Source organism: Microbacterium wangyouchuni (assembly GCF_054072595.1).
In genome coordinates this window covers 104,235-127,651 of record NZ_JBSVRM010000003.1, presented here as the reverse complement: position 1 = coordinate 127,651, position 23,417 = coordinate 104,235, and the positions used below count along the sequence as shown (strand labels likewise).

At 64.6% G+C, this 23,417-nt stretch carries 27 protein-coding genes; 15 read left to right on the top strand and 12 right to left on the bottom strand.

Annotation, left to right across the window (positions count from 1 at the left end; translation table 11 throughout):
• The first annotated feature begins 235 nt into the window (after positions 1-235).
• From ACW5CM_RS05725 to ACW5CM_RS05700, 6 genes are all read left to right on the top strand, one after another.
• Positions 236-1,243 (top strand): LacI family DNA-binding transcriptional regulator, encoded by a 1,008-nt coding sequence (locus ACW5CM_RS05725; protein ID WP_439255815.1) that lies wholly within the window; start codon positions 236-238, stop codon positions 1,241-1,243.
• 113 nt (positions 1,244-1,356) lie between these two features.
• Positions 1,357-2,328 (top strand): aldo/keto reductase, encoded by a 972-nt coding sequence (locus tag ACW5CM_RS05720; protein ID WP_457124423.1) that lies wholly within the window; start codon positions 1,357-1,359, stop codon positions 2,326-2,328.
• 52 nt (positions 2,329-2,380) lie between these two features.
• Positions 2,381-4,375 (top strand): beta-galactosidase, encoded by a 1,995-nt coding sequence (locus tag ACW5CM_RS05715; RefSeq protein ID WP_457124422.1) that lies wholly within the window; start codon positions 2,381-2,383, stop codon positions 4,373-4,375.
• Positions 4,376-4,525: 150 nt separating this feature from the next.
• Positions 4,526-5,857 carry an APC family permease gene (locus ACW5CM_RS05710; protein ID WP_457124421.1) on the top strand — a complete coding sequence of 444 codons (1,332 nt, stop codon included), beginning with the start codon at positions 4,526-4,528 and terminating at the stop codon, positions 5,855-5,857.
• A 26-nt stretch (positions 5,858-5,883) separates the two neighbouring features.
• A complete protein-coding gene (locus ACW5CM_RS05705; RefSeq protein ID WP_438255634.1) occupies positions 5,884-7,518 on the top strand; it encodes a sodium-dependent transporter in 1,635 nt (544 codons plus the stop codon).
• A complete protein-coding gene (locus ACW5CM_RS05700; protein WP_438255635.1) occupies positions 7,515-7,652 on the top strand; it encodes a methionine/alanine import family NSS transporter small subunit in 138 nt (45 codons plus the stop codon). Before ACW5CM_RS05705 ends, ACW5CM_RS05700 begins: the two co-directional genes overlap by 4 nt.
• 2 nt (positions 7,653-7,654) lie before the next feature.
• Here the strand turns inward: ACW5CM_RS05700 and ACW5CM_RS05695 are convergent, their stop codons facing one another.
• Together ACW5CM_RS05695 and ACW5CM_RS05690 are read right to left on the bottom strand one after the other, a co-directional pair.
• Positions 7,655-8,647, bottom strand: a complete 993-nt coding sequence (locus ACW5CM_RS05695) for a cation diffusion facilitator family transporter (RefSeq protein WP_457124420.1) — start codon at positions 8,645-8,647, stop codon at positions 7,655-7,657.
• Positions 8,644-9,048, bottom strand: a complete 405-nt coding sequence (locus tag ACW5CM_RS05690) for a transporter substrate-binding domain-containing protein (protein WP_457124419.1) — start codon at positions 9,046-9,048, stop codon at positions 8,644-8,646. Before ACW5CM_RS05690 ends, ACW5CM_RS05695 begins: the two co-directional genes overlap by 4 nt.
• A 236-nt stretch (positions 9,049-9,284) precedes the next feature.
• On the opposite strand from ACW5CM_RS05690, the gene ACW5CM_RS05685 reads away from it, so the two are divergent.
• Together ACW5CM_RS05685 and ACW5CM_RS05680 are read left to right on the top strand one after the other, a co-directional pair.
• Positions 9,285-9,851: an NADPH-dependent FMN reductase gene (locus tag ACW5CM_RS05685; RefSeq protein ID WP_457124418.1), complete on the top strand. Its 567-nt coding sequence runs from the start codon at positions 9,285-9,287 to the stop codon at positions 9,849-9,851.
• Between the two features lie 52 nt (positions 9,852-9,903).
• Complete coding sequence (locus ACW5CM_RS05680; RefSeq protein ID WP_457124417.1) at positions 9,904-11,160, top strand: FAD-binding protein; 1,257 nt, start codon at positions 9,904-9,906, stop codon at positions 11,158-11,160.
• Here ACW5CM_RS05680 and ACW5CM_RS05675 read toward each other — a convergent pair.
• From ACW5CM_RS05675 to ACW5CM_RS05660, 4 genes are all read right to left on the bottom strand, one after another.
• Entirely contained in the window at positions 11,138-11,410 is a 273-nt protein-coding gene (locus tag ACW5CM_RS05675) for a DUF7218 family protein (RefSeq protein ID WP_438255640.1), read from the bottom strand. The genes ACW5CM_RS05680 and ACW5CM_RS05675 overlap by 23 nt on opposite strands.
• Before the next feature lie 9 nt (positions 11,411-11,419).
• The gene (locus ACW5CM_RS05670) at positions 11,420-11,833 is read right to left on the bottom strand and encodes a CBS domain-containing protein (RefSeq protein WP_457124416.1); all 414 of its coding nucleotides are present in this window, start codon (positions 11,831-11,833) and stop codon (positions 11,420-11,422) included.
• An 80-nt stretch (positions 11,834-11,913) separates the two neighbouring features.
• A complete protein-coding gene (locus ACW5CM_RS05665) occupies positions 11,914-12,399 on the bottom strand; it encodes a hypothetical protein (RefSeq protein ID WP_438255642.1) in 486 nt (161 codons plus the stop codon).
• A 96-nt stretch (positions 12,400-12,495) separates the two neighbouring features.
• On the bottom strand, positions 12,496-12,810 hold the full coding sequence (locus ACW5CM_RS05660) for a DUF7882 family protein (protein ID WP_438255643.1): 315 nt from the start codon (positions 12,808-12,810) through the stop codon (positions 12,496-12,498).
• Between the two features lie 77 nt (positions 12,811-12,887).
• On the opposite strand from ACW5CM_RS05660, the gene ACW5CM_RS05655 reads away from it, so the two are divergent.
• Positions 12,888-13,238, top strand: a complete 351-nt coding sequence (locus ACW5CM_RS05655; protein ID WP_438255644.1) for a DUF7882 family protein — start codon at positions 12,888-12,890, stop codon at positions 13,236-13,238.
• On the opposite strand, the gene surE is transcribed toward ACW5CM_RS05655, so the two are convergent.
• Together surE and ACW5CM_RS05645 are read right to left on the bottom strand one after the other, a co-directional pair.
• Positions 13,160-13,984 (bottom strand): 5'/3'-nucleotidase SurE, encoded by an 825-nt coding sequence (surE, locus tag ACW5CM_RS05650; RefSeq protein WP_438255645.1) that lies wholly within the window; start codon positions 13,982-13,984, stop codon positions 13,160-13,162. The genes ACW5CM_RS05655 and surE overlap by 79 nt on opposite strands.
• Positions 13,981-14,979 (bottom strand): 1-phosphofructokinase family hexose kinase, encoded by a 999-nt coding sequence (locus tag ACW5CM_RS05645; protein WP_438255646.1) that lies wholly within the window; start codon positions 14,977-14,979, stop codon positions 13,981-13,983. The genes surE and ACW5CM_RS05645 overlap by 4 nt, the downstream gene beginning before the upstream one ends.
• A 178-nt stretch (positions 14,980-15,157) precedes the next feature.
• On the opposite strand from ACW5CM_RS05645, the gene ACW5CM_RS05640 reads away from it, so the two are divergent.
• Both ACW5CM_RS05640 and ACW5CM_RS05635 read left to right on the top strand, forming a co-directional pair.
• Complete coding sequence (locus ACW5CM_RS05640) at positions 15,158-16,042, top strand: SDR family oxidoreductase (RefSeq protein WP_439255827.1); 885 nt, start codon at positions 15,158-15,160, stop codon at positions 16,040-16,042.
• A gap of 176 nt (positions 16,043-16,218) precedes the next feature.
• Positions 16,219-16,551 (top strand): DUF6804 family protein, encoded by a 333-nt coding sequence (locus tag ACW5CM_RS05635; RefSeq protein WP_438255648.1) that lies wholly within the window; start codon positions 16,219-16,221, stop codon positions 16,549-16,551.
• A gap of 18 nt (positions 16,552-16,569) precedes the next feature.
• Here ACW5CM_RS05635 and ACW5CM_RS05630 read toward each other — a convergent pair whose 3' ends face one another.
• From ACW5CM_RS05630 to ACW5CM_RS05615, 4 genes are read right to left on the bottom strand one after another with little or no spacing between them, the layout of a single operon-like run.
• Positions 16,570-17,226, bottom strand: a complete 657-nt coding sequence (locus ACW5CM_RS05630; RefSeq protein WP_438255649.1) for a response regulator transcription factor — start codon at positions 17,224-17,226, stop codon at positions 16,570-16,572.
• A complete protein-coding gene (locus tag ACW5CM_RS05625; RefSeq protein ID WP_457124415.1) occupies positions 17,219-18,490 on the bottom strand; it encodes a sensor histidine kinase in 1,272 nt (423 codons plus the stop codon). Before ACW5CM_RS05625 ends, ACW5CM_RS05630 begins: the two co-directional genes overlap by 8 nt.
• Positions 18,491-18,500: 10 nt before the next feature.
• Positions 18,501-19,316 carry an ABC transporter permease gene (locus ACW5CM_RS05620; RefSeq protein WP_439255831.1) on the bottom strand — a complete coding sequence of 272 codons (816 nt, stop codon included), beginning with the start codon at positions 19,314-19,316 and terminating at the stop codon, positions 18,501-18,503.
• Positions 19,313-20,224, bottom strand: coding sequence for an ABC transporter ATP-binding protein (locus ACW5CM_RS05615; RefSeq protein WP_438255652.1), 912 nt, complete (start codon positions 20,222-20,224; stop codon positions 19,313-19,315). Before ACW5CM_RS05615 ends, ACW5CM_RS05620 begins: the two co-directional genes overlap by 4 nt.
• 142 nt (positions 20,225-20,366) lie before the next feature.
• Between ACW5CM_RS05615 and ACW5CM_RS05610 the strand changes: the two genes are divergently transcribed.
• The 4 genes from ACW5CM_RS05610 to ACW5CM_RS05595 all read left to right on the top strand — a co-directional run bounded on the left by ACW5CM_RS05610 (position 20,367) and on the right by ACW5CM_RS05595 (position 23,366).
• Complete coding sequence (locus ACW5CM_RS05610) at positions 20,367-20,543, top strand: hypothetical protein (protein ID WP_457124414.1); 177 nt, start codon at positions 20,367-20,369, stop codon at positions 20,541-20,543.
• A gap of 82 nt (positions 20,544-20,625) precedes the next feature.
• Positions 20,626-21,921 (top strand): cysteine desulfurase, encoded by a 1,296-nt coding sequence (locus ACW5CM_RS05605; RefSeq protein WP_457124413.1) that lies wholly within the window; start codon positions 20,626-20,628, stop codon positions 21,919-21,921.
• Positions 21,918-22,361, top strand: a complete 444-nt coding sequence (gene sufU / locus ACW5CM_RS05600) for a Fe-S cluster assembly sulfur transfer protein SufU (RefSeq protein WP_457124412.1) — start codon at positions 21,918-21,920, stop codon at positions 22,359-22,361. Before ACW5CM_RS05605 ends, sufU begins: the two co-directional genes overlap by 4 nt.
• Before the next feature lie 81 nt (positions 22,362-22,442).
• Positions 22,443-23,366, top strand: a complete 924-nt coding sequence (locus ACW5CM_RS05595; protein ID WP_457124411.1) for a sulfurtransferase — start codon at positions 22,443-22,445, stop codon at positions 23,364-23,366.
• Positions 23,367-23,417 lie beyond the last annotated feature (51 nt).

The window sequence follows — 23,417 nt, the reverse complement described above, 5'->3', positions numbered from 1 at the left end:
AAGCAAGATATGAGTGTTGGTGCGGATGCGACGCTACGCCGGTGAGGCGCGCTTGATCCATAGGTGAACCAGGCGTTTAACCTGGACATTTCGACGGTGATTGCTAGGCGATCTCGTCTGAAACTAACCTCGTCGATAAAAACGATTCAACTGACACTATCGCTCCGGCTAGAAAAATTGTAACGTTTTACCTGTAACGTTCAAATCGAGCGTGATCGCAGGACGAGGAGGCAACGTGGCAGAGATTGGCATTCGTGACGTTGCCGCCCGCGCGGGCGTTTCCACCACCACGGTTTCCAACGTCCTCAATCGACCGGAGACCGTTTCGCGTGCAGCGACTGCGAAAGTCGAAGCCGCCATCATCGAGCTCGGCTACGTGCCGAACGTTGCTGCCCGTCAGCTGCGAGCAGGACGATCCAGTGTCATCGGTATGGCCGTTGTCAACATCACGAACCCGTTCTTCTCAGAGGTCGTGCTCGGCGCGGAGGAGACCGCAGAGACATCGGGGTACTCGGTGTTCGTCGGCAACAGCTACGACTCGCGTGCCCGCGAAATCCGCTACCTCGACCTGTTCGAGCGACAGCGACTTGACGGTGTGCTGCTTGCTCCGCTGAGCGGCCAACTCGATGCGCTCGAGCGTTTCGTGAAGCGCAACGTTCCGGTGGTCCTCGTCGACCGGGTCGACCCCACTGGGCGCCTGGCATCCGTCTCCGTCGACGATGTGCTCGGCGGTCGGCTGGCGACAGCTCACCTCATTGCTGGGGGCGCGCGCCGCCTGATGTACGTCGGTGGCCCCTCCGAGATGGACCAGATGCGTGAGCGGCTCGAAGGATGCCAGATCGAGGCGGAGCGAGCAGGCCTTGGACTGACCGTCGTTGATGACGGGCGATTGAGCATCCGCCTGGGACGCGAGATCGGACGCCGCTTGGCCGCAATGCCGCGCAGCGAACGCCCGGACGGAATCTTCGGCGGTAACGACGAGGTCGCCCTCGGGATCATGCACAGCCTGCTTGAAGCCGGCATCGATGTGCCGGGTGAGGTGTCGATCGTCGGCTACGACGACATCGAGTTCGCTTCGGCGTCGGCGGTCGCGCTGACCTCGATCCGTCAGCCGAGTCGCGAGATCGGCCAGCAGGCGGCCGAACTGATGCTTGCAGGTCTCGGCGGGGAAGATCTAAGCGCTCGCTCGATTCGGTTCAAGCCCGAACTGATCATCCGCAAGTCGAGCAGGCCGATCGACTGAATCCGGATCACGCTCGTGGCCGTCGCATCCGTGCGTCTGTCGCGCGTCGAAACGACCACCGGTCGACGTTCAACTGAGAAGGTCGACGTTCAACTGAGAAGAGGGAATCTGCAATGGAGTACACACGTCTAGGTAGCTCTGGTGCCCGAGTCAGTCGTATCGCGCTCGGCACGATGAATTTCGGGCCGGTCATCGACGACGCCGAATCGTTCCGTATCCTCGACGCGGCGGTCGAGCGGGGGATCAACCTGATCGACACGGCGGATGTCTATGGTGGCGCGCCGTGGGGTGACAAGCCTGGACAGACTGAGGAGCTCCTCGGTCGATGGATCAGCGCCCGAGGCAATCGCGATGACCTCGTGGTGGCGACGAAGGTGCAGGGCGCGATGGGCCCTGGCATCAACGACTCCGGTCTGAGTTCACTGCACATCCGCCGGGCCGTAGAGGATTCGCTTCGTCGACTCTCCATCGAGCACATCGACCTGTACCAGATGCACCACATCGACCGGAATGTGCCCGTTGACGAGGTGCTGGATGCCTTTACGCGTCTTGTCGACCAGGGCAAGATCGGATACCTCGGCTCGTCCAACTTCGCGGGATGGAACATCGCGCAGTACCAGGAGATCGCCGGAATGCGCACAGCCTCGCGTGCGAAGCCGGTCACCGAGCAGTCGATCTATAACCTTGCGCAGCGCACCGTTGAACTCGAGGTCGTGCCGGCTGCAACCGCCTACGGCGTCGGGCTGCTTACCTGGTCGCCGCTGGCGAGCGGCATGCTCGGTGGCGTGCTGCGCAAGACCGACCGTTCGCGCAGCAGCGTCGACGCCTTGGGCGGGCGACGTGCGCAGGTCGAGGAGTACGAGCGCTACGCCGATGAGCTGGGCGTAGCCCCGGCAGAACTCGCCATCGCCTGGCTGCTGCATCAGCCGGTTGTCACCGCGCCGATTGTCGGACCGCGCCGGCTCGAGCAGCTCGAAAGCGCGGTACGCGCACTGGATATCACCCTCGGTGCGAAAGAGCTCGCTGAATTGGATCGCATCTGGCCCGGCCCCGGCGGCCCCGCTCCAGAGGCCTACGCCTGGTAGGTCAATGGCTGACCAGACACCGTTCCCCACAGTGAAGACGAGAGGACGTCACATGCATTACGGCGCCGACTACAACCCCGAACAGTGGCCCGAAGAGATCTGGCCGGATGACATCGCGCGCATGCGCGAAGCGAATGTCACCCTCGTGAACCTCGGCATTTTCGCCTGGGCTCGCATTCAGCCGCGTGAGGGTGTGTTCGACTTCGCCTGGCTCGACCGAATCATCGAGATGCTCCATGAGGCGGGCATCGCCGTCGACCTTGCGACCGCGACGGCGTCACCGCCGCCGTGGGTGAGCGCGGTGTACCCCGAGGTTCTGCCCTGTGACGAGAACGGCAGCACGTACTGGCCAGGCTCGCGTCAGGCCTACGCACCCAGCTCGCCGGTGTATCGCCGTCTGGCAGGTGAGCTCGTCACGGCGCTTGCCGCTCGCTATGCAGACCACCCAGCCGTCGTGATGTGGCATATCAACAACGAGTACGGCTGTCATCTGACCGTCGATTACTCCGACGCCGCACGCGACGCCTTTCGTGGCTGGCTGATCGAACGCTACGAGGACGTCGACTCGTTGAACGCGGCCTGGGGCACCAACTTCTGGTCGCAGCGCTACCAGTCCTTCGAGGAGATCTTCCCACCGCGCAAGGCTCCCTACAGTCACAACCCTGGTCAGCTGCTGGACTTCCAGCGCTTCACCAGCGACATGATGCTCGAGTGCTATCTCATGGAGCGTGAGATCATCCGAGCGGCCGGTGCGACCCAGCCGATCACGACGAACTTCATGGGAACGTTCAAACCCGCGGACTACGTGAAGTGGGCGCAGTATGTGGACGTCATCAGTGACGATTGCTACCCAGACCCCAACGAGCCAGACTCCTTCCGCGATGCCGCGCTCACTCGGGATCTGATGCGATCGCTCAAACCGGGCGTTCCTTGGATCCTCATGGAACAGGCGACAAACGCCGTGAACTGGCGTCCGGCGAATGCGCCGAAGGCGCCGGGACAGATGGCCGCGCTCAGTGCACAGGCGATCGGACGAGGCGCTGACAGCATCATGTTCTTCCAGTGGCGTCAGTCTCAGGCCGGAGCCGAGAAATTCCACTCGGCGATGCTGCCTCATGCCGGAACCGGCACCCGGACCTGGCGCGAGGTCACATCGTTCGGGAAAGCTCTCGCCGATCTCCCCGAACTGCCGTCATCGCCCACGGGAGATGCCCGCGTAGCGCTGGTTCTGGACTGGGATAACTGGTGGGCGGTGGAGGCATCTGATCACCCGCAGAACAGACTGGATTACCTGGCCGTGGTGCAGCGCTGGTACCGAGCACTGCACCGGCGACACGTGCAGGTGGACATCGTTCCCCCAGAGCACGTCGATGATCGCTACCGGCTCGTGATCGCTCCGGCGCTGTATCTGCTGCGTGAATCCGGTGCTCAGGCACTCACCGATTTCGTCGAGTCCGGCGGACACCTGATCGCCGGACCGTTCACCGATGTTGTGGACGAATGCGACCGATTCCGAGACGGCGGCTACCTCACTCAACTCGGGGGGATTCTCGGAGTCACTCTCGAGGATTTCGGTGCGCTGGTCACGCCAGTCGATTCGGCGGCAGGAACACCTGGTGAGCACACCGCACTCGTTTCAGGAGTGTGGGGCGAGGCCGCTGGGACGCTCTTCGCAGAGGAGATCGCAGCGACGGATGCTGAGGTCGAAGCTGCATTCACGAGCGGACGCCTCGCCGGGCGTCCTGCCCTCACCGTACGTCGTTCAGGTGCTGGAAGCGCTCGCTATCTCGCGACGATCCTCGATGAGGCCGGGACACAGCAGATCGTCGAGCATCTGATCGCGGAGGCCGGGGTCGAGCCCGTTATCGACGGTTTGCCAGAGCACGTAGAAGCGATGCGTCGCGGCGATATCGTCACGCTGGTGAATCATGGCGGTCCCGAGACCGAGGTATCCGTGCGCGGCGAATCTGTCAGCGGCGAACCGATCAGCGACGGACGAGTCCGACTCGCGGCTTGGGAATGGACGATGATCCGCACGGCGCAGTAGCAACGGACCTCAGCGCCGAGCACGATTGCCCGGTGGAATTGACGGACTGCATCATCATCTCGTCAATCCACCGGGCGTCGGTGTCAACCCCCGCGCCGGAATACTCGCAGTGGGCAAGACTGTGGCACCTTCGAAAACAGAGGAGCCGCCATGCCAGAGCCCCGCGAGCAGCCCGCCCGATTGCGCCGCGCCATCACCGGACCGATGCTCTTCGCCTTCATTCTCGGTGACGTCCTCGGAGCTGGGATCTATGCGCTGATGGGAGTGCTTGCCGGCCAGGCTGGGGGGATGCTGTGGGCGCCGTTGCTGCTCGCGCTCCTGTTGGCGCTGCTGACGGCGGGCTCCTACGCCGAGCTCGTCACGAAGTACCCGCGCGCTGGCGGGGCGGCGGTTTTCGCGGAGCGCGCGTTCCGCAGACCGATCGTGTCGTTCCTGATCGGATTCAGCATGATGGCGGCCGGCGTGGTCAGCGCTGCCGGCCTCGCCATCGCTTTTGCCGGCGATTATCTGCAGACCTTCTTCGCCGTCCCCTCTATTCCCGCGGCGATGGTCTTCCTCCTCATCGTCGGAGCCCTCAACGCTCGCGGCATCCGAGAATCGATGGGGGCGAACCTGGTGATGACGGCGATCGAGGTCACCGGTCTCGTGATCGTGGTGGTCGTGGTGGGCCTGTTCGTCGCGGGCGGTGGAGGCGACCTGTCCCGCGCGATGCAGGCTCCAGCGGATACCGGTGTCGCCGTGGCAGTGCTGGGAGGCGCGATCATCGCCTACTACTCGTTCGTCGGATTCGAGACGTCCGCGAACGTGATCGAGGAGGTCAGACAGCCGAGCAAGAACTATCCGCGTGCGCTGTTCGCCGCTCTCATCACCGCCGGTGCGGTCTATCTGCTTGTCGGGATCGCCAGTGCCGCAGCACTTTCGCCCGCGGAACTCGAACAGTCCAGCGGGCCTCTTCTGTCCGTCGTCGAGGCGACGGGCCTGGGCGTGCCGGCCTGGCTGTTCAGCGCGATCGCGCTCATCGCCGTCGCCAACGGCGCACTGCTGACGATGATCATGGCAAGCCGGCTCGCCTACGGCATGGCAGAGCAGAAGCTCCTGCCAGATGTGCTGGGCAGGGTGCTGCCTCGCCGGAAGACCCCGTGGGCGGCGATCGTGGCGACGACCGCGGTTGCAATGCTGCTGACGCTGATCGGCGACCTGGCCACGCTGGCCGAAACAGTGGTGCTCCTGCTGCTCTTCGTCTTCCTCAGCGCGAACATCTCGGTATTGGTGCTGCGCCGCGACCGGGTGGAGCACGATCACTTCCGGGTGTGGACTTTCATCCCCGTGCTCGGTATCGCATCGTGCGTGCTGCTGCTCACCCAGCAACGCGCAGTCGTGTGGCTCTTCGGGGCTGCTCTGCTCGTGGTCGGTGTGGTGCTCTACGTAGTGGCGCGATGGTCGCGGCGTCGCAGCATGCCACGCGGGAGTGGTCGCGTCTGAGTGACGCCAGGGGTAGTGTCTGCGTCATGGCGACCGCATCGACGCAGACACAAAAACGCGAGGCTTTCGGATCGCGCAACGTATTCATCCTTTCCGCTATCGGCTCAGCGGTCGGACTGGGCAACATCTGGCGCTTCCCGTACGTTGCCTACGAGGGGGGCGGCGGCGCATTCCTCATCCCTTATCTCTGCGCGCTATTGACTGCCGGCATCCCGCTGCTCTTCTTCGATTACGCGATCGGACATCGGTTCCGCGGGTCGGCACCCCTGGCATTTCGTCGCATGCATCGTGCGGCGGAACCGCTGGGCTGGTGGCAGGTGCTGATCTGCGTCGTGATCTCGGTCTACTACGCCGTCATCGTCGCGTGGGCTGCGATGTACACCTGGTTCTCGGTGGAACTGACCTGGGGTCCTGGCAACGAGAACGACTTCTTCTTCACTGACTTCCTGCAGATGGGCGACGTCTCTGCAACCGGCGTCTCGACGGAATTCGTTCCGCAGGTCGGCATCCCGCTGGTCATGGTCTGGCTCGTCGTGATCGTGATCATGGCACTGGGTGTCAAGCGCGGTATCGGCGCGGCGAACATGGTGCTGATGCCGCTGCTGACGGTGATGTTCGCGGTGCTCGTGGTGCAGTCGCTGTTCCTTCCCGGGGCGATGGACGGTCTCAATGCCTTCTTCACACCGAACTGGGAAGCCCTGGCTGACCCGGGCGTGTGGGCGTCGGCGTACGGACACATCTTCTTCTCCCTGTCGGTCGCGTTCGGCATCATGGTGACCTACTCGTCGTACCTGAAGCGCAAAACCGACCTCACCGGATCCGGTCTGGTGGTGGCGTTCGCCAACTCGGGCTTCGAGATCCTCGCCGGCATCGGTGTGTTCGCGGCTCTCGGATTCATGGCGCAGGCGCAGGCGACAGACGTCGCGGGTGTCGCGACCTCAGGTATCGGGCTGGCGTTCATCGCGTTCCCCACGATCGTGTCGCAAGCCACCGGCGGCTCCATCATCGGTGTGCTGTTCTTCGGTGCATTGGTCTTCGCCGGCGTCACGTCGATGATCTCGATCCTCGAAGTGATCGTCGCGGCCTTGCAAGACAAACTCGGCTGGGGGCGCGTGCGCACGACGCTGACGGTGTCGATCCCGCTCGCCATCATCTCGATGGCGCTGTTCTCGACGACGACCGCCCTCGCGGTGCTCGACACAACGGATGCCTTCATCAACGCCTTCGGCATCATGGCAGTCGCCCTGGTGGCCGTCATCGTCGTGGCCTGGCTGCTCTATAAATTGCCCGCGCTTCAAGAGCATCTCAACCGACGCTCGAGTTTCGGTGTCGGTCTCATCTGGAAGCTGCTCGTGGGGCTGCTCAGCCCCATCGTTCTGGGCTATCTCTTCGTCAGCGAGCTCATCACGAAGATCTCGTCTCCGTATGAGGGCTATCCGACCTGGTTCCTGGCCGTGTTCGGCTGGGGAATGGTGATCGCCCTCGTCATCCTCGCCGTTTTGCTGTCACTGCTGCCGTGGAGCAGGCGTTCGCATGCGAAGGACGACCCGGATTATGACGAGTTCCTCGCCGAGGAGCATTACGACCCCGATCCGGAAACCGACACGATCAGGATGCCGTCGCCGGTGGCAACATCGAACGAGAAGGGAGCGGGCGCATGACTCCGACCGCGATCATCTTCATGGTCATCGCCATGGTCACCGTGTGGGGCGGGTTGGTCGCGGCGATCATCAACCTCGCCCGCCACCCGGAATCAGCAGACTCCGAGCCCGAGGCGCCTCCGGTCGAGCTCTGAGCTCAGCTTTCGCGCGCGGGGAGGAGGCCCCGGTCGGCTTCATCCGGGATCTCCTCGCAGGCGATGATGACGACATCTTGGACTTTCCAGTCCATATCGGCGACGCCCCGCGAGAGCCGGTCGATCTGTGCGAGTGCGATCCGCTTCCTGCGCGGAACGACGAACGCTTCGATGTGGAAGACCTGACCCTGGTCGCGCATGCGCACGCCGGCATCTTTCACATCCGGCTGAGCGCGCAGATATCTGACGATCTCGGCGGCGAGGGGATGGGGCTGCTTGTCGTCGTAGGTTCGAGCTCGTTCATCCATGAGATCCACGACCGCCCCCTTGGTGTTTCGGATGCCGTCCCAAATGATGCTCAGTGAGATGAACAGCGCTGCGGCGCCGTCGAGCCACCACAGGCCCGCGCCGACACCCAGTACACCGACGATCGATGCGGCGTTGGTCTGCCAATCTGCCTTGGCCATGTCGGCATCGGCATAGAGGATCTTGTTATGCAGAACGGGGGCGAGTTTCGCCTTCGCGCGACCGTATATGAATGGTCCGCTCACGATGATCGCCATGACTGCGACCATGAGCCAGCCGAGCCAGATGGTGTGGCCGAACAGGTTGACGGTGCCGATGGTGGGGTGCTCCACGGCAACCAGCCCGGACGCCGCCTCGAATGCCAGATTGAGTCCCACGCCGAGGAGCGCGACTCCGGCGACGAGATGGCCGATACCCATTGATCGATGAAAACCGTAGGGATGGCGCACCGTCGGTCGCCGCCGCACGAAGATCAGCGCGATGAGGAATGAAACCTGCGGAATGAGGGAGAGCATGTCCTCGATCCACGCGGTCTTCATCGCCTGGGAGTTCCCGACGACGAACGCGACGAGAGCGATCGTGCATGCGGTGTAAATGATGGTGAAGTACTCCCACCACACGGCCTTCTTCAATGCCTTCTGCTGTTCGAGCGGAAGATCCGTGCGCCCGAACTGGTGCCGAGCACTCATGACCCGACTTCCGTGTCTAAAAAGCCTTCCAACTCGGTGAGAAAGGCATTTTCTCCGAGAGGGACGAACATGACGATCGAGCGGCCATCTGCCCCGTCGATGCCGGGGTAGCCGCGGGTGACCCCGACACGATCTGACCACGGCGTCTTATCCGTGAGACCTCCGACGATCAGGTCCAACTCACCCTTCTCCATCATCACGACCAGCGTCTCTTCGCTGCTGGCGGTGAACTGCACGTCAGCGTCCAAGGACTCTGCGAACGCATCGACGAGATCGATGAGCGGTCCGGACGGCTTGGCAGACGACGTCTGCACAAGGCCATCGTCCTGCGAAACTCCCACCCGAAGGGTTCCATCGGTGACGGCGTCCAAAGTGCCGGCGGGATCTGTCGGCACCGACACCCCACAACCCGTCAGGCAGCAGGTCAGGACAAGGGCGAGAACCGTGATCGCACGATGAGGTCTGTTCAGCTGATTCGACATATTCACTCCGATTCCACGCTGCTTCGCATCGAGCTTCGCGGAAGAACGCCGGGAGGGGAGCACCCTTGACAACCACCCCCGACAACGCGCAAGGGGCTATCGCTCTCCTCGTTCGAGGCGCACACTGGTGTCGTCACCTTCAGTGAGGAGCAGCAATGTCGTACAAGGTCGGATATTTCGTCGGAAGCCTGTCGTCCACATCCATCAACCGGGTGCTGTCAAAAGCGCTGATCAACGTCGCCCCGAAAGACCTCGAGTTCACGGAGATCCCGATCGGGGACCTGTCGCTCTACAGCCCCGATCACGATTCTGCCTACCCCGAGAACGCCCGGGCGCTCAAGGATGCCATCGCTGACAGCGACGCGATTCTGTTCGTCACACCGGAGTACAACCGGTCCATCCCCGGCGCGCTCAAGAACGCCATCGACTGGGCTTCGCGCCCGTGGGGTCAGAATTCCTTCGACCATATGCCCACCGCGGTCATCGGAGCATCCATCGGCGTCATCGGAACCGCCGTTGCGCAGCAGAGTCTGCGGGCCGTGCTCGCGTTCTGTAACGCCCGCCAGATGACGGCACCCGAGGCATACATCCACTACACGCCCGAGGTCTTCCACGACGATGGCAGCATCGCCAAGGCAGACACCGAAGAGTTCCTCCGCAACTACATGATCGAGTTCCGGGATCACATCCGCCGAGTGCTGACGGTGCTGCCCCGACAGTGACGCGCAGCGTCATCCGGCGATATTCTCGCCGCAGGCGCGGGATGATGGGCGCATGGCAATAACGAATTGGGCGGGCAACGTCGTCTTCACCCCGACCGAGATTCTCCGTCCTTCCGACATCGCCGAGGCCCAGCTGCTGGTGAGCACGGCCGAGCACATTCGCGTGCTCGGCACCGGACACTCGTTCAACGACATCGCCGATGGCCCCACTCTCATTTCGCTCGGCGGCATCGATCTGCCGTTCGAGCTCGACGAACGCGCACGCACCGTCACCGTCCCGGGGTCGGCGCCGTACGGGGCGGTCGCCGCGTTCCTGCAGGAGCACGGCTGGGCGCTGCACAACCTCGGATCGCTGCCGCACATCTCCGTCGCAGGCGCGACAGCGACAGCGACCCACGGTTCTGGCGACGGCAACGGCGTGCTCTCAACCGCCGTGCGGGGCATCGAACGCATCGGCGCTGATGGCGAATTGAGCTGGGTGCGCGCGGGAGAACCCGACTTTGAAGGAAGCGTTGTCGCTCTCGGTGCGCTGGGAGTGATCACCCGGATCACCCTCGCGATCGAACCCACTTTCGAGATCACCCAGCAGGTGTATACCGGCCTTCGGTGGGACACGTTCCTTGAAGAGTTCGATGCGATCATGAGCGCGGCGTACAGCGTGAGCGTGCTGGGGGAGTGGAGCAGCTCGGCGCTGTCGACGCTGTGGTTCAAGTATCGAGACGGCCGTGGGGATGCTCCCGCGGAACTGTTCGGCGGAGAGCGCGTGACCGCTGAGGTGCACGCGATCATTCCGGGCGCTGCCCCCGATGACAACATGACGCCGCTGGGTGCCAGCGGCGCGTGGTCGAGCAGGCTGGCGCACTTCCGCTTCGACCGCGACCCGAGTGCGGGTGGCGATGAGCTGCAATCAGAATTCTTCGTGCCACGGGAGTGGGCAGTCCCGGCGCTGCGCGCGATCCGACGGCTCGGTGACCGCATCGATCCGCTCCTGCACGTGAGCGAATTTCGCACCTTCGCCGGTGACGACCTTTGGCTCAGCGGCGGCGAAGGCGGAGCGCGTCTTGCCATCCACTTCACCTGGCGTCAGCGTCCGGCAGAAGTGGCAGCGCTGCTGCCGGAGATCGAAGCCGCGCTGGAACCGTTCTCACCGCGTGCGCATTGGGGCAAGGTCTACAGCCGTGACTTCGACCAGGCCGGTGCCTTCGACCGGCTCGGTGATTTCGCGAACCTGGCGTCACGCTTCGACCCGCGGGGCAAGTTCACGAACGCCTACCTCGGTCGCGTTCTCAGTGGTTTCGCAGCGCGCTAATCAGCTCTGCCTTGCGCTTGTCCGAGTAGCCGGTGAGCCCGAGCTCCTTGGCCCGGACCTTCAACTCGTCCACGGTCCAGTCCTCGTAGCTTCCTGCTTCACCACCGCGCCGACCGACCTCTGATCGGCCGCGTTTGGTGCCACCGGTGGCATTCGAGATACGTGCCGCCTTCTCTTTGGAGGCACCGTCCTCGCGCAGCTCCTCGTAGAGCTCGGGATCTTTCAAACGTGAGTTCGCGTCGCGTGGCATGCGGTCCTCCTAGCGTGAGATGCTCTCGACAGTGATGCCGGTGGTCTCCGGTGCCAACGAGCGAGCGATGTCGGCTTGGCTGATGATGCCTACCAGCATGTGATCGTCGATGACAGGAAGACGGCGGATCTGATGATTCTGCATCTTCTCCAGCGCGACACGGATGTCATCTGATGCCTCTACGGTCACCGGCTTTCCTTTAGCCAGTGCCCGCGACGGTGTCGTCTCGGGGTCCAGCCCCTCGGCAACTGCACGAACGACGATGTCACGATCGGTGAGTATGCCCTTGAGCTTTCGATCCTCTCCGCAGATCGGCAAAGCCCCAACATCCAGTTCTGACATGAGCGCCGCGGCGATGCTCAACGAATCGTTCTCGCCGATGCAACGGGGAGCAGCCGTCATGATCTCGTTGGTGAGTGTCATTTTCCTTTTCTCCTCTTATCTCGCTGTGCGCGTCACGCTAGAACTCGAGCGCGATCTGGCCAAGGGGGCTTGACAGCCGCTCAGCCATCCTTCACCTCGAGGTCCGCGTCGGGCTCATTGTGCTGATCCTGCGGGTAGTCAGGGCGGGCGGGTTGCGCTGGCTGGTCCGAGAGCTCGCCGCCTTCGCGCCCACCGTACGGTCGGCCGTGGTCAGCGAACTCGTCTCGCGCGAATACCAGGGTCCATCTGCCGGCGGTGAATCGAGCACCCGTCCGCAGGATCTCCGTTCGACCGCCGCGCCCGCTCTCGTCAGCCTGCGGACTGGCATTCATCTCGCCGGTACCGTGCAGGGTGAGCACGTACTCGTCACGGTCGTCGTGTGTGATCGTCGCATGCACCGGGTCGGTGTCCGCCAGGAGCAGTTCGTTGCCGGCGGCCGAGCCGATGTGCACGGTGTCGGTGGTGAGGTGATGCACGAAGCGCTCGTGCTCATGAGAGACGAGCAGCTTCGGATTCCCCGCCCCCCACTCGGCGTGGGTTGTCGTGGGTTGATATCTCTCATTCATGACTGTCGCCTCCGACCATGTTGCGTGCCTGCAACGTTAGAGGGGCCAGTCGTCAGCGCAGAGGGGCTTGACCGCGCGCAGAAGATATGGGCTGATTCATTCCGGGGTGCTGATCACGTCTTCGGGCACCAGGGTGATCCCGCCGCTGGAGCTTGCGGAGTTCGCCATCGCGGTGATCCAGTCCGATCGCAGCTGCGGCGGTTCAACATCATCGAAGACGAAGCGGAGCGGGATTGACGGGTGCAACCAGATCGTCGAACGTCCGGGCTTGGCGTTGTCCGGATGCCGCCAGGAGAGTGTGAAACTCTCATTACGTCGCAACTTTGTGGCAATCACGACTTTCAGGTGTGCGAGCGCCCGATCATCGATCGAGATCGGCTCGGCGGCACCGCCGTAGTACATCATTCCCATCACACTAGGATAACGATTGGGGGCAATTTTCGACACTGCCTAAATGGCAGGCGCAGCAAGATACGGAGGCGACGCGCATGGGTAAGTTCATCTACGAGGGTGGCGTCAAAGTCGAGATCGAGGACCGCGCACTGCTGCATGTGCAGCTCGTGATCAGCGCGAAGCTGCGTCGCGGAGAGCCCTTCTCATTCAGCTGGCGGGAAGACGCCAGCGTCGGTGGTGGGCGCACGACCGTCTGGGTGCACCCGGGCAGTTCCATCGTCTACAAGTACTACGGTGGCCGTCAGCCTTCGATCAACCGCGCCTGGGTCGATGCTTTGGCTTTCACAGCCAACGCGCCGACCGGCCTCTACATCGTTCCGGAACCGGCTGAGACCGGTGAGGCTCCGGGCACGGATGAGCTACCGACCGTGCCACCGATCAGCTGAACTTCTCCAATGTCGAGCGGGGTCTCGAGCACGGAGTCGATCCCGGTGATCGTCACCCACCCCTGCGCGAGATTGGCGGCATCGCTATCGTCGGCCGGGATGTTCGGGAGCTCTTCGACGGCTAGGCGTACGTAGCGCTCGTCGCTCTCGGTCACCGCCATCTGGACGATGCCGAACGGCGCCAGCGTGCTCTCTCTGATCCCGTGGGGATCGGGACGGTTGGGAACGTTCACGTTCATCGTGGTGCCTCGCGCACGCGCGGTCAACGCTGGGACGAGACTGGTGGCCGTGCGTGCGGCCGTTCGCCAGTGGAACGACTCCGGCTTCATACCGACATCGAGCGACACCGCCATCGCCCAGGCGCCGTTGAGTGCTCCAGTGAGGGCAGCGCCGACGGTGCCGGAGTGCAGGATCGCCCGACCGACATTGGCACCGTGGTTCACCCCGGAAAGGACGATGTCCGGCGACGGGCCGAAAGCCCGGCGTGCAGCAATCATGGCGATCAACCCGGGGCCGCCGTGGACGGCGAAAGCGGGCACATCGGGAAGGGCATCCAGCGTCCGCCGTTCCACCGAGATCCGTCCCTCCGATTCGCTGGCCATGATCGACGCACTCGAGCCGCTCGACTGGGCTACGGGGGCGGCGACGACGACGTCGAGGCCGCTGTGCACAGCAGCTTCGGCGAGCGCCGTGAGCCCGGGGGCATCGATGCCGTCATCGTTGGTGATCAGTGCGCGCAGTGTCATGAGTCGCTCGTCTCTGCCAGCGCCGCCAGCCCATCCGGGCTGACGCGTCCGTGCGGGGCTTCGGCTTCGGCATCCGCCTGCTGGATCTCTCGCACCAGCACCTCTGAGCGAAGCTGCGCGATCATGTCGGCATCTCCGGTGCCCAGGCCGTGCCGGGTGACGTTCAGCGCTCCCGCTGCGGTGCCGAGTGTGATCGCGTCGCGCAGGCTGTCGCCACGCGTGATCGCTGCGACGACCCCGGCGGTGAGGGAGTCGCCCGCTCCGCGCGTTTCGTGCTCCTCGAATCGGGGGAGGGAGACTTCGACCACGCCATCAGCATCCAGAAGCAGCGACGGGGCGGATGAGCGTGTGACGATGACGGCGCGTGCGCCTTGTTCCCGCAGCTGCTGCATTGCGGCGATCAACCGTGGCAGCGATGTTTCTCGCACCAGACCGTCGTCGCGGAGTTCCTCGTGGCTCACTTTGAGTATGTCGACGCCGCCTTCTACGACCGACTGCAGTCGTTCCCCGGCGAGATCCGCGATCACGGTGCGGCCCTCACGGCGAAGGTCGATGGCCAGTCGACGGTAGACGTCAGCGGGCACAGTGTCATCTCCGGCCGGTCCGCTCAGAATCACAGCGCGAGAGTCGGCACAGCTGCGCAGGGTCGCGCTGTACAGATCATCCAGTTCGTGTCGGCCGATCGGGTCGCCCTCCTCCTCAGCGATCACGGTGCGGTCGCCCTCACGACGGTCGTGCAGATAGGCGGAACCACGACCATCGCGTTCGACGGCGACGACACTAAGACCCTCATCCTCGAGCAGATGCTTCAGCGTCTGCCCGATCTCGCCACTCAGCACGCAGCACATCGTCACAGACACGTCGAGTCTGCGCAGCATCCGCGCTTGCCACACGCCCTGCCCGCCAGCATGCACATGAATCTCAGAGCCCCGCGGATGATCTTCGATCGTCACCGTCAGGGTCGGAGACGGAGCGAAAATTGTGACATCACTCATGCTCGACTCCCTTCGTTCACAGCCCCTGCAGTCTCTCAGCGCAGCTGGCGGATACGGCCCCCGTTGACAGATCGACACCGTGCCACTAGCCCTTTCGTATCGGGCCGCGCGCGTACGACCGGGTCAATCGGGTGTCAACCCCCTAGATGAGAGCGGTGGGTAAGAAGAAGGTGTCGATATGGCCCCTCACGACGCAGATCCCCGCCACGCCCACCCCAATGATGGCTTCCCTGCACAGGAGCAGGACCAACCAGGTCAGACAGATCAGATGCGTCCCAAACCCGATCACGGTGAGACGACCTATGAGGGTCACGGGAGGCTCTCGGGTCGCCGTGCGCTGATCACCGGCGGCGACTCGGGCATCGGACGCGCGGTGGCCATCGCGTTCGCCCGCGAGGGCGCGGACGTCGCGATCGTGCACATGCCCGAGGAACAGGGTGATGCTGACGAGACGCTGCGATGGGTTCGTGAGGCGGGGCGAACTGGACTGAGCATCGCTGGCGACATCCGCGATGAGGATTTCGCCACGCGATGCGTCGCCGATGTGCGCAGTGCTTTCGGGGGCCTCGACACCCTGGTGCTGAACGCCGGATATCAGCATGATGTCGACGGTTTTGAGACGCTCAGCACCGACGCGATGCGGCGGGTGTTCGACACGAACCTGGCTGGCATGATCTTCTCGGCACGCGCAGCGTTCGCAGAGCTCGAGCCCGGCTCCAGCATCACCGTCACCGCCTCGATTCAATCGTTCAATCCTTCCCCCGGCCTGATCGACTACGCCATGACCAAAGCCGCGCAGGTCGCGTTCGTCAAGGCGCTCGCCGAAGAAGCCGGTCCACGCGGGATCCGCGTGAATGCTGTCGCACCGGGCCCGATCTGGACCCCGTTGATTCCGGGAACCGGGTGGGATGCGGATAAAGTCCGCAACTTCGGTGCTGACACACCCCTCGGACGGGCCGGGCAACCAGCGGAACTGGCCGGGGCGTACGTCTACCTCGCCTCCGGTGAATCGTCGTACGTATCCGGCGCAGTCTTGCCGGTCACCGGAGGGAAAGCACTATGACTATGACAGCTCCAGAGCCTCCGAAACCTCTTCCCACTCGTGGGAAGAGCGTGACAGCGGTCGAGATCTCATCGCGTGCGGACCAGCCGCGTCGGATCCCGCACTTTCCGCCGGCCTGATCGCGGTCCCGGGCTCGGTCACCGCAGGCAAACGGGAAGTGCGGGAAGATGGAGCACATGAGCTCTTCCACCCCGCAGATGCAGCGCAACGCTCTGGCTCCCGGCTTGCTCGCGGCCATCGCACTCTTTGTTTCGCCGCTGTTCCCCGAGGGAACCGTCGCCACGGTCATCCTTTTTCTCGTCGCGATCCTCGCGGCGATCGTCGCCTGGTTCGCCCTGCGGGCGGGGCAGTGGTGGTGGACGATCGTGTTCGTCGCCATCGCCGTGGTGTGGAACCCGATCTACCCGTTCGGCTTCAGCGGCGTGTGGTGGACCGTCGCCACGATCGCGGCTGCCCTCGCGTTCATCACAGCGGGCGCGCTGGTCAAGAACGAGCGCACCGCGCCCTGAGGTGCGGGGCCGGCCACGTCACTCGACGAGGCCGAGCCGGTGCGCGAGGATGACGGCTTGAATGCGGTCCCGGACCGGAAGCTTCATCAGCACCCGTCCGACGTGCGTCTTCACCGTCGATTCGCTCAAGAACAGCCGCTGCGCGATCTCGACGTTCGTGAGCCCCTCGCCGATCGCGATGAACACATCGCGTTCACGTTCGGTGAGTGCTGCGGTGGGGTCCTCCCCATTCGCGGGCGCGCGCAGCTGCGGGCCGAGGTGCTCGAGGAAACGGCGGGTCACGCGCGGCGAGAGCACGGCGTCTCCGCGGTGCACGGCGCGGACAGCGGAGATCAGCTCGTGGCGCTGGGCATCCTTGAGGAGAAACCCGCCTGCCCCCGCACTGATCGCGCCGAACGCGTACTCGTCGAGGTCAAAGGTGGTGAGCACGAGCACGCGGCACTCCGGCAACTCACGGGTGATGGCCTGCGTCGCCGCGATCCCGTCGGTGCCCGGCATCCGCACATCCATCAACACCACGTCGGGGCGCAATTCGCGGACCAAAGCGATGGCGGCGTCACCGTCGGCGGCGTCGCCGACGACCTCGATGTCGCCCTCAGCCTCCAGCACGAGCCTGAACCCGACGCGGATCAGCTCCTGATCGTCGACGAGCAGCACGCGGATGCTGTCACTCATGTTCGTCCTCACCTCGGTGTTCATTGGCTGGCAGTTCGGCGCGCAGTATCCATCGTCCGGGGCCGGCGGGGCCCGAGGAAAGCGAACCACCCACGTGTGCGGCGCGCTCCTGCAAACCGCGGATGCCGTAGCCCGATGTCCCCACGCGCTGAGTGACACCGTCGTTGTCGATCTGGATCGTCACGGTGTCTGCGGTGTGATCGATGCGCACGGCGATCGAGCGCGCCCCCGAGGCGTGGCGCATCGCGTTCGTCATGCCCTCCTGCACAATACGGCCGACGGCGAAGCGGACAACGGGCGACGCTGCATCCGACCCTGTCGTGGTGAGTGTGGCGGGGTATCCGGCGTGCTGCGCTGCCGCGATCGTCTGCCGCGGGGATACCGGCTCCGCCGGTGCGAGCGGGGCGTCGGTGTCGCCATCGCGGAGCACGCCCAGCATGGCGCGCATCTCGGTGAGGGCGCCCCGTGCGGTCGTGGCGGCAGCGGTCGAGGCATCCCGCGCACGCTGTCGGTCGTCGGTTGCGGCCGCGCCCTCGGACAGGGCGACGACGACGGTGAGCGAGTGCGAGACGATGTCGTGCATCTCGCGTGCGATGCGTGCCCGTTCGGAGGCCGCCGCGATCTGCGCCTGCTGGTCGCGCTCGGTGAGCAACTGCCGTGAGCGATCGATGATCGCTTCGACGTAGCGCTTGCGCCCGCCGACGTTCGTCCCGATGAGCGTGCCGATGAGGGCGATGACGAACTGTCCGATCACGCCGTTCACTGCCGATTGCAAGGAGAAGACACCGAGCATCGACAACAGCGTGCACACGAGCGTGTACGGGACCATGCCGCACGCGAAGCCGAGCCAGGCAGCCCGCGTCGAACGGTACACCGCCAGCGCATAACTCACCACGAGCAGCAGGATGCCGCCGGACGGTTCTCCGCTGAGCAGATAGATGAACGTCGTCGCCCATCCGGCCGCGAACACGATCCGCGGCCACTGTCGCCGACGCAGCAGCAGGACGCAGGTGATCGCTACCGCCGCGACGATGATGATGGCAATAGCGAGCGGTATCGGGCCGGGATCACCCGGATCCTCCAACGGTGTCGTATAGGTCCTGAATACCGTGACCGGTGCGGCCGACATCACAAAACACGCGAGAGCGATCAGCACGTCGGCGAGGATCGGATGCCGCGCCCAGAACCGCCGGATGAGACCCGGCGTGCGCGGCAGCCGCAGCTCCTCGTCCTCGAGAGGGCGGGAGCTGCGGCCGGTGTTCACGTCGTCGACTCTACGCGTCACGGGTGCGCAGCACGGCCCATGCTCCGAGCATTCCCGCGGCGACCCAAGCGGCGAGCGTGGCGTACGCCTCCGCCACCGGGATGCCCCAGTCATCCTGCGGCAGCACTGCGCTCTGCGCAGCAGACATCGGCAGATGGTTCGCCACATCGATGATCCACTCCCATCCTTCCCCGACGCCGCCGAAGATGCCGGCGATGAGGGGAAGCACGAACAGCAGGCCGACGGTTGCGGCGATCGCCCCGGCGCCAGAACGGATCAGGAATCCGAAAGCCAAACCGATGAGCGCGAACACCGCCATCGAAATCGACGCCGCCAGGATCGGCAGCGTGGACGTGGCCGGGTCATCCCAGCCGAACGGGATGTCGCGGCCCGCGAAGATCGGTGTCACGATCACCGCTGCGGCGAAGAAGATCACCAGCGACGAGACGAACATCACGACCGCCACGACGACCGCTTTCGAGGCGAGGACCGCACCGCGCACCGGTTCAGCCGCCAGCGTGGAGCGGATCATGCCGGTGGAGTACTCGCCGGTGATGGCGATTGCGCCGAGGATGCCGGCGAGCAGCATCGTGAACTGGAACGGGGTCACGACGGCCTGGACCGGTTCGAACCCCGGCACCTCGGCGAGGGAGCCGGCCACGAGCAGGGCGATGCCGATCGTGAGTAGGGCGGTGATGCCGATAGCCCACCAGGTGGAGCGAAGCGTGGACAGTTTGATCCACTCGCTGCGCAGCAGGCGGACGAACGTCAGCCGGTACGGCGAGATGGCGTGCGTCGTGCGCTGAGGGAGGGTTGCGGTGGTCATGAGATCTCCTTGCTGCGGTACTCGACGGCATCGCCGGTGAGTGCGAGGTAGGCGTCTTCGAGCGAGCCTGCGGTGGGGGTGAGCTCGTGCAGCGCGATCCGCTGATCTGCCGCGACATCTCCGATGCGGGATGCCGGAACACCCGTGATCTCGAGCGTCTCCGCCCCGGTTGTGACGATCTCCACATTCGGTCCTGCGACGGCAGAGGCGAGATCGGCAGCGCGCGGCGAACGAACGTGCACCGTGGAGCTCGTCCAGGAGCGCACGAGCTCCGGGATCGGGGCATCCGCCAACACCTGGCCGCGCCCCATGACGATCACGTGGTCAGCGGTCTGTGCCATCTCGCTCATCAGGTGACTCGACAGCAGTACTGTGCGCCCCTCGGATGCTGCGTATCGGACGAACTGGCGCACCCAGCGCACCCCCTCCGGGTCGAGTCCGTTGACGGGCTCGTCGAGGATGAGCGTGTGCGGGTCACCGAGCAGGGCAGAGGCGATGCCGAGACGCTGCCCCATGCCCAGCGAGAACTTCCCCGCACGTTTGCGCGCCACCGGTTCGATGCCGGCGAGATCGATGACCTCGTCGACGCGGGAGGAGGGGATGCCGTGCGTTGCAGCCATCGCACGCAGGTGGTTGCGGGCACTGCGCCCGGTGTGTACCGCTTTGGCATCGAGCAGGACGCCGACTTCGGTCAGCGGAGCGCGCAGTTTGCGGTACTCGGTGCCGTTGACGGTGGTGCGACCGGCCGTAGGACGGTCGAGTCCCACGATCATTCGCATGGTCGTGGATTTGCCGGCGCCGTTGGGGCCGAGAAAGCCCGTGACTGTGCCGGGGCGGATTGTGAAGGACACGTCCTGCACGGCGGTCTTGTCTCCGAACCTCTTCGTGAGGCCTTCTGCTGTGATCATGCTTCGATGCTACGCAGGACCGGCATCGTCGCGCGTCATCCTGCGGTACCGACGTGCGCGGCACCACAGTGCCGCTGCGCGTTGGCGGTGAGCGCGGCGGCGGCCGTGGCGAACCCGTCCGAATCGGCGTAGCGTGCCCCGTATGGATGAGCACCGACCCGACCCCGCTGAAGAGATTCGTCCCGACAGCACTGCCGATGAAGCGAGCGACGGTGCGTCATTGGGCGGCGATGAGACGACCGAGGAGCAGCTGGATGCCGACAACGCCGTCGAGGAGGACGCGCTGAAGGCGTTGGATCCCGACGACACCCCGGCCTGAGCCGCGCATCAGCACTGAGCTGCAGCCGCCGCCGGTCGACGGTTGCGCCCCGGGCATCGCTTGCAGGTGAGAAGCTTGAACAATGAGTTCTTCCCCTTCTGCCGGCTCATTTCTGACGGATGCTGAGATCCTCCGCATCCGGGAGGATTTTCCGATCCTGCACACCCAGGTGAACGGGCATCCGCTCGTCTATCTCGACTCAGGAGCTACCGCGCAACGCCCGCTTGCCGTGCTCGATGCGGAACGGAACTTCCTCACCACGCTGAACTCCGCCGTGCACCGCGGGGCGCATATGCTCGCCGCCGAGGCGACCGAAGTCTTCGAAGACGCCCGTGCGACGGTGGCGCGCTTCATCGGCGCCGATGACGACGAGGTCGTCTGGACCTCGAACGCGACCGAGGCGATCAACCTGGTCGCCTACGCGTTCTCGAACGCCTCGGTCGGACGCGGGGGAGCGACAGCCGCGAGGTTCGCGCTTCGGGCCGGCGACGAGATTGTCACCACCGAGATGGAACATCACGCCAACCTCATCCCCTGGCAGGAACTCGCCGCGCGCACAGGCGCGACGTTGCGGATCATCCCGCTCGATGATGACGGCGCACTGCGGCTCGATGAGATGCCGATCACTGAACGCACCAAACTGGTCGCCGTCACGCACGTGTCCAACGTGCTCGGCGTCATCAACCCGATCGAACAGATCGTCGCCGCAGCTCGCAGGGTAGGCGCCCTGGTGCTGCTGGATGCCTGCCAGTCCGCACCGCACCTCCCGCTGAATGTCCGCGCGCTCGATGTCGATTTCGCCGTCATCTCCGGGCATAAGATGCTCGGCCCCACCGGCATCGGAGCGCTCTACGGTCGACGCGAACTTCTCGAGGTCATGCCGCCGTTTCTGACCGGCGGATCGATGATCACCACGGTCACCACGACGGCGGCCGAATATCTGCCGCCGCCGCAGCGCTTCGAGGCAGGCACTCAACGCGTGTCGCAGGCCGTTGCGCTCGCCGCAGCGATCGACTACCTCACCGCCGTGGGGATGGAGCGGATCGCAGCCCACGAGGAAGTGCTGGGTCGAATGCTCGTCGACGGACTCACCGCGATCGACGGTGTGCGGGTCTTGGGTGCGGGCATCGACCTGCCGCGCGTGGGGCTTGCAAGCTTCGATATTCCGGGCATCCACTCGCACGACGTCGGTCAGTTCCTCGATGACCGCGGGATCGCCGTGCGGGTCGGGCATCACTGTGCGCAGCCGCTGCATCGACGACTCGGTGTGACCGCATCGACCCGTGCCAGCACCTACCTCTATTCGACTGCGGACGAGGTCGATGCCGTCATCGACGGTGTTCGCTCGACCATCGACTTCTTCGGAGCGCGCTCATGAGTTCCAGTGATCTACAGAATCTGTATCAGGAGCTGATCCTCGACCACTCGCGCACACCGCACGGTTTCGGCCTGCGCGATGAGGTTGCGTCGCAGTCTCACCAGCTCAATCCCACCTGCGGCGACGAGATCACGCTGCAGGTGCATGCCGGCGCTGATGGCACGGTCGAGGCAATCGCCTGGGAGGGGCACGGCTGTGCCATTTCGCAGGCTTCGGCGTCGCTGTTCGCCGAGCTCGTCGAGGGCATGACCGTGGCCGAGATTCAGACCCGGATCGATTCGTTCCGCGAGGCACTGCGTTCACGGGGAAAGATCGAACCGGATGAGGAGCTTCTGGGGGATGCTGCGGCTCTGGGCAGTGTTTCGCGCTATGTCGCCCGCGTGAAGTGCGCGATGCTCGCCTGGGTCGCCGCGGAAGACGCGATGCGCAAGCTCGTTTGAACGATGTCGCTGCATGACGCCTGATTAACGTTCGTGTCATCAGCCGCTGACAGGTGAGCGTGCGGCGCGGATGCTGAGGGGATGACCCATCTCGTCAGCGTGGCGCAGCTCGTGCATCTGCAACGCTCCGCGGAACACGGCACATCTCCTGCCGTGCGGCTGCTCGATGTGCGCTGGCGGCTCGACAGCCCGGAGGGTAGACCCGAGTACGTCCGCTCGCACCTGCCGGGGGCGGTATATGTCGATCTGGAGCATGAGTTAGCTCATCGCAGTCAGCCCGAGGACGGGCGCTATCCGCTGCCGGAGATCACTGATCTTGAGCGCGCCGCGCGATCGTGGGGATTGCACGATGGCGATGTCGTTGTCGCATATGACGACAACTGGAGCGTTCCAGCCGCCCGTCTGTGGTGGGTGTTGCGGCGTGCCGGAGTCGATGTTCGGGTGCTCGACGGCGGCATCAGGTCGTGGGTCGCTGAGGGGCTGCCGGTGGAATCCGGCGATGTCCGACCGGCGATCGGCACAGCGACGCTGAGAGATGAAGCGACGCTGAGAGATGAAGCGACGCTGCGAGACGGTCCGGTGCCTCCGGAACGGGAGATGCGCGAGCTGAAGATGAACGAGGTAGAGGCGTTTCTCGACGGCGGTGTGCTGCTCGATGTTCGAACACCTGAGCAGTACAACGGTGCGCGTACGACCGGCGCCCCGGTTGCCGGCCACATCCCGGGTGCGGTGAATCTGCCGGCGATGGCGGCGGTCGCCGGCGACGGACGGTTGCAGCATCCCGACGTCCTGCGACGCATTTTCGCCAGCGCCGGTATCACCGCAGACACGCTCGTCGCGGTGTACTGCAGTTCAGGGGTGGCGGCCATGCATTCTGCGCTCGCGCTGGAGCACGCCGGCATCCGTGCGCGCGTCTATGTGGGCTCATGGAGTCAGTGGTCGAATACCCGCGGCCGACCCGTTGCGATCGGGATTCTGCCATCGGGACGACTCAGCACGGTATGAGCGCTCCATCTCGTTGTGGGAACGGGATACCAAAATAGTGTGCCGAGTGGG